The 5805-nt window shown below is 72.9% G+C and carries 6 protein-coding genes; 4 read left to right on the top strand and 2 right to left on the bottom strand.

From position 1 onward, the window contains the following. On the bottom strand, positions 1-397 hold a 397-nt coding region (locus K4G64_RS37935; RefSeq protein ID WP_221760414.1), incomplete at its 3' end, for a hypothetical protein. A gap of 31 nt (positions 398-428) precedes the next feature. Next, entirely contained in the window at positions 429-1385 is a 957-nt protein-coding gene (gene rsmH / locus K4G64_RS37930; protein ID WP_221760413.1) for a 16S rRNA (cytosine(1402)-N(4))-methyltransferase RsmH, read from the bottom strand. 387 nt (positions 1386-1772) lie between these two features. Between rsmH and K4G64_RS37925 the strand changes: the two genes are divergently transcribed. The 4 genes from K4G64_RS37925 to K4G64_RS37910 form a co-directional block, all read left to right on the top strand. After that, a complete protein-coding gene (locus K4G64_RS37925; protein WP_221760412.1) occupies positions 1773-2324 on the top strand; it encodes a carbonic anhydrase in 552 nt (183 codons plus the stop codon). A gap of 302 nt (positions 2325-2626) precedes the next feature. Next, positions 2627-3700 (top strand): AAA family ATPase, encoded by a 1074-nt coding sequence (locus K4G64_RS37920; protein WP_374206505.1) that lies wholly within the window; start codon positions 2627-2629, stop codon positions 3698-3700. Next, the gene (locus K4G64_RS37915; RefSeq protein WP_221760410.1) at positions 3700-5061 is read left to right on the top strand and encodes a DUF58 domain-containing protein; all 1362 of its coding nucleotides are present in this window, start codon (positions 3700-3702) and stop codon (positions 5059-5061) included. The genes K4G64_RS37920 and K4G64_RS37915 overlap by 1 nt, the downstream gene beginning before the upstream one ends. Next, a partial coding sequence (locus K4G64_RS37910; RefSeq protein ID WP_221760409.1) for a DUF3488 domain-containing protein occupies positions 5061-5805 on the top strand: 745 nt, incomplete at its 3' end. The genes K4G64_RS37915 and K4G64_RS37910, both read left to right, overlap by 1 nt.

Raw genomic sequence — 5805 nt, 5'->3', positions numbered from 1 at the left:
CCAGGGGGGTGTACGCGGCGGACTGCCGGACGCCGGGGGCGGGACTGGGGACACCCTTGACGGTGCCGTCGGGGTCGAGGAACGCGGGGTCGCCGCCGGGCACCATGCCGAGCTCGCGAGCGCGGCGCTGCAGGGCGTCGGGGGCGGAGTAGGCGTCGATGTCCCGCTGGAGGGCCTGCTCCTCGTCGGTGAGGTTCTTGGTCCCGCGCTGGAGGTCGTCGAGTTTGAACGCGCCCTCACTGAGGGCCGAGTTCAGCACCAGGAGGCAGATGAGACCGCCGCCGAGGAGGAGGACGACCAGCAGGACGAAAGGTGTGCGGGCCGCCTGCCCGGGGCCGGTCGGGAGGAGCCGCGCGAGTCGCGCGGCCCTCCCCTTCAGTTCGGGTTTGCCGCTCACGCACGCTCCCTCGGTCCGGCCTGCTCACGCCTCACTCGACGTCCTCCCTGATGCGCTGGGCGCCGCGCAGCCGCGCCGGTGCCGCCCGCCGGTTCTCGGCGATCTCCTCTTCGGTGGGGAGTTCGGCACCGCGCGTGAGGAGCTTGAGCCGCGGCTGGTAGCGCTCGGGGACGACGGGCAGCCCGGCCGGCGCGGTAGTGGCGGCGCCGGCCGCGAAGACCTGCTTGACCAGCCGGTCCTCCAGCGAGTGGTACGACAGCACGGCGATCCGTCCGCCCACGTCGAGTGCCTTCACGGCGGCGGGGACGGCCCGCTCCAGGACGGAGAGCTCGCCGTTGACCTCGATGCGCAGGGCCTGGAAGGTGCGCTTGGCCGGGTTGCCGCCGGTGCGCTTGGCGGCCTGCGGAAGCGCGTCCCGGATCAGTTCGACGAGCCGCGCGCTGTTGCTGAACGGCTCCTTCTCCCGCTCCCGCACGATCGCGCTCACGATCCGCTTGGCCTGCTTCTCCTCGCCGTAGGCCCGCAGGATGCGGACGAGTTCGCCCGGCGGGTAGGTGTTGAGGACCTCGGCGGCGCTGACGCCGGTCGTCTGGTCCATGCGCATGTCGAGCGGGGCGTCCTGGGCGTAGGCGAAGCCGCGGTCGGCCTCGTCGAGCTGCATGGAGGAGACGCCCAGGTCGAACAGGACGCCCTGCACGCGCGCGATGCCGAGCCGGTGCAGCACCTCGGGGAGCTCGTCGTAGACGGCGTGCACGAGGGTGGCGCGCTCGCCGTAGGGCGCGAGGCGCTCGCCGGACAGGCGCAGGGCCTCCTTGTCGCGGTCGAGGGCGACGAGCCGGGCTTCGGGGAACCTCGCGAGGAGCGCCTCGCTGTGGCCGCCGAGGCCGAGGGTGCAGTCGACGACCACGGCGTCCGGGCCCTCCAGGGCGGGTGCCAGCAGGTCCAGGCACCGCTGGAGCATCACCGGGACGTGTCGACTCTCGCTCAAGGGGCCCTCTCAGATCCGGCGCGGCCATGCGCACCGCCGGGTCCCCGCCCGCTCGTGGACATGAGACCTGCCGGCGCCGGAAGCGTCAGCCGACCGGGAGCGGGAGGAGGCCGAGCCGTACGTACGCGCCGCGCACGCGGGGAGACCACCGGTCGTCGCCGGGGTCTTTCGAAGAACATCAGTCCAGCGGGGAGAGTCTCGCCTCCCGCTTCGCGTCACTTTAGTCCACCCCGTCGCCCGGTCAATCAACCGGCCTGCGCGTCGCCGCCGTTCACGCGGAGACCGGGACATCGCCCTTGTGGGTTACCTCACACGCCTCCCCCGGCGGCATTCTTTGTTCACTTCCACAGGAGGCCTGGACGGGGTGTGACCAGTAACGTCATACCTATGACGACTTCTGCATCGGTTCCCACAGGTTCGGAGAGCGCCATAACGGCCGGCGACACGGTCACCGACCGTCTCGTGGCGGCGAACGCCCGGTACGCCGAGGCCTTCACCGACCCGGGGATGGACGCCCGGCCCGTGCTGCACGTCGCCGTCGTGGCCTGCATGGACGCCCGTCTCGACCTGCACGCCGCGCTCGGGCTCGAGCTCGGCGACTGCCACACGATCCGCAACGCGGGCGGCGTCGTCACCGACGACGTGATCCGCTCCCTCACCATCAGCCAGCGCAAGCTGGGCACCCGCAGCGTGGTGCTCATCCACCACACCGGCTGCGGCCTGGAGAGCCTCACCGAGGACTTCCGCAACGAGCTGGAGGCCGAGGTGGGCCAGCGTCCGGCGTGGGCGGTGGAGTCCTTCAAGGACGTCGACCAGGACGTGCGGCAGTCGATGCAGCGGGTGCGCACCTCGCCGTTCGTGCCGCACACCGACGACGTGCGCGGATTCGTGTTCGACGTGCACACCGGCCTGCTGCGGGAAGTCGACCCGGCCTCCTGATCCCGGCCCGCCGACCTGGGCGCCGCGGGCCGCCCGCCCGGAAGGCCACCTGCTGTAGCTGTCGAAATTCTGTCAGTCACGTGTTCGAATGGCTGCAAGACCGACATATCGCGGCCAGTTGTCCACAGTCGAGTGACACGAAACGGTAACGGCAGCAAGAATGCGGGAGTGGCGTCGCGCGGAACTTTTCACGCGTGGTGTCCGTGGTTCGGGGTGGGCCGGCCCGCGTCATGCGGCGTCGGCCCGGGAAAATGGGGTATCCCGTGCTCCTTGGGGGCACGGGAAAGGCCGAGGAGGGCCGGGTGACGACCTATGACGATCGAGGGAGCCATGGGGGTCCCCCCGCCCGAGATTATTCGAGGGTGGGGGATGATCTGACCGCCGTGGTGGAGCGCGTGCGGGAGTCGGTGGAAGGCGTGATCGAGGGCAAGCCCGAGGTCGTACGGCTCTCGCTGACCGTGCTGCTCGCCGAGGGACATCTGCTGATCGAGGACGTCCCCGGAGTCGGCAAGACGATGCTGGCCAAGGCGCTGGCGCGGTCCATCGACTGCTCGGTGCGGCGCATCCAGTTCACGCCGGACCTGCTGCCGTCGGACATCACCGGTGTGTCCATCTGGGACCAGCAGCGCCGCGACTTCGAGTTCAAGCCGGGCGCGATCTTCGCGCAGGTGGTGATCGGCGACGAGATCAACCGCGCCTCGCCCAAGACGCAGTCCGCGCTCCTGGAGTCCATGGAGGAGCGCCAGGTCACCATCGACGGCAAGACCTATGAACTGCCCAGCCCCTTCATGGTGGTGGCGACGCAGAACCCGGTCGAGATGGAGGGCACCTACCCGCTGCCGGAGGCCCAGCGCGACCGCTTCATGGCCCGGGTGTCGGTCGGCTACCCGAGCGCGGACGCCGAGCTGCAGATGCTGGACGTGCACGGCGGCGTCTCGCCGCTGGAGGACCTCCAGCCCGTGGCCCACGCCCACGAGATCCTCAAGCTCGTCGAGGCGGTGCGCGGGGTGCACGTCGCCGAGCCGGTCCGGCGCTACGTGGTCGACCTGGTCGGCGCGACGCGCACGCACCCCGACCTGAGACTCGGCGCCTCTCCGCGCGCGACGCTGCACCTGCTGCGCGCGGCGAAGGCGTCCGCGGCCCTGAGCGGCCGGGAGTACGCGCTGCCGGACGACGTGCAGGCCCTCGCCGTCGCCGTCCTGGCCCACCGGCTGCTGCCCACCGCCCAGGCCCAGCTCAACCGGCGCACCGCCGAGCAGGTCGTCGAGGAGATCCTGCAGCGCACCCCGGTGCCGACGGCGCAGCAGCAGAGCGGCTTCGGCGGCCTCGGCCGTACGGCGCCGGCGTATCCCCAGCAGCCGCCGCGGAGGCTGTGATGACCACCGCGGGGGCGGGGCAGGCGGAGGCCGACCGGGGCGAGAAGGGCGGCATCCGCACCGCCCTGGCCGGTCTGACCACCCGCGGACGCTCCTTCCTGGCCGCCGGCGTCGCGGCGGCGATCTGCAGTTATGTGCTCGGCCAGAGCGACCTGCTGCGCGTGGGTCTGCTGCTGGCGGTGCTGCCGCTGGTGTGCGCCGGGGTGCTGTACCGCACGCGCTACCGGGTCGCGGGCAGCCGCCGCCTCTCCCCCGCGCGTGTGCCCGCCGGCAGCGAGGCCCGGGTCCATCTGCGGATGGACAACGTCTCGCGGCTGCCCACGGGACTGCTGATGCTCCAGGACCGGGTGCCCTACGTGCTCGGCCCCCGGCCGCGTTTCGTGCTCGACCGGGTGGAGGCGGGCGGCCGGCGCGAGGTGTCCTACCGGGTGCGGTCCGACCTGCGCGGCCGCTACCCGCTGGGGCCGCTCCAGCTGCGCCTGACCGACCCGTTCGGCATGTGCGAGCTGACCCGCTCCTTCTCGACGTACGACACCCTCACGGTCATCCCGCGCGTGGAGCCGCTGGCGCCGGTGCGCCTGAGCGGCGAGGCGAAGGGGTACGGCGACGGACGGCAGCGTTCGCTCGCCCTGGCCGGCGAGGACGACGTCATCCCGCGCGGCTACCGCTACGGCGACGACCTGCGCCGCGTGCACTGGCGCTCCACCGCCCGCTACGGCGAGCTGATGGTGCGCCGCGAGGAGCAGCCGCAGCGCGCCCGCTGCACGGTGCTGCTGGACACCCGCGGCATCGCCTACGAGGGCGCGGGACCGGACTCGGCCTTCGAGTGGGCCGTGTCGGGCGCCGCGTCCGTGCTGGTGCACATGCTCGAACGGGGCTACTCGGTACGGCTGCTGACGGACACCGGCAACGCGGTGCCCGGCGAGGGCGGTGACGGCTTCGCCGGCGCGAGCCAGGAGTCGGCGGACGCGGCCGGACTGATGATGGACACCCTCGCGGTGATCGACCACTCCGACGGCGCGGGCCTGTCCCGGGCCTACGACGTGCTGCGCGGCGGGAACGAGGGGCTGCTGGTGGCCTTCCTCGGCGATCTGGACGAGGACCAGGCGGCCGTGCTGGGCCGGATGCGGCAGCGCAGCCCGGGCGCGGTGGCCTTCGTGCTGGACAGTGACACCTGGGTGCGGGAACCGAGCGATGTGCCCGGCCCGTTGGACGGGAGCGGAGAGCGGTTGCGCATGCTGCGCGAGGCGGGGTGGACGGCCCTGCGCGTGCCGCGGGGTGCCTCGATGGACGAGCTGTGGCGGCAGGCCGACCGGGAGCGCAGGGGCGTGGCCGCCGCGAGCGGCGGGGAGGGACCGTGATGAGCGGGCGGGTACGACTGACGCTGAGCGCCTGGGCGGCCACGCTGATGGCGGCGTGCGCCCTGCTGCCCCTCGTCAAGCCGGCCACCTGGATCGTGCAGGCGGCCTTCCTGCTGGCCCTGCAGTCGGGTGTGGGGGTCGCCGCCCGCAGGGTGCCGCTGGCCCGGCCGCTGACGGTGGCGGCGCAGGCCGTGGTCACCCTCGCGCTGCTGACCTTCGTCTTCGCCCGCGAGCAGGCCCTGGCCGGGCTGGTTCCGGGGCCGCAGGCCATCGACCGCTTCGCGCTGCTGCTCCAGCAGGGCGGGGACGACATCGCGCGGTACGCGATCCCGGCGCCCCTGGAGTCCGACGGCATCCGGCTGATGCTCATCGGCGGGGTCCTGATCATCGGGCTGCTGGTGGACACCCTCGCGGTGACCTTCCGCAGCGCCGCTCCGGCCGGGCTGCCGCTGCTCGCGCTGTACTCGGTGGCCGCGGGGCTGTCCGACGGGGGCACGGACTGGCTGTGGTTCCTGGTGGCGGCGGCCGGCTATCTGATGCTGCTGCTGGCCGAGGGGCGGGACCGGCTCTCGCAGTGGGGCCGGGTCTTCGGCGGTGCCCCGCGCACGGGCGGCGGGGAGCCGAGCGGGGCGGTCGCCCCGGTCCGCACCGGCCGCCGCATCGGCGTGGTCGCGCTGGGCATCGCCCTGGTGGTGCCGCTCGGCCTGCCCGCGATGAACGGCGGCCTGCTGGACTCGGTGGGGG

Source organism: Streptomyces sp. WAC04114, from assembly GCF_019733245.1.
In the GTDB taxonomy this organism is placed as follows: Bacteria; Actinomycetota; Actinomycetes; order Streptomycetales; family Streptomycetaceae; genus Streptomyces; species Streptomyces massasporeus_A.
The sequence above is the reverse complement of the archived record's forward strand: the minus strand, read 5'-3'. Positions and strand labels throughout refer to the sequence as shown.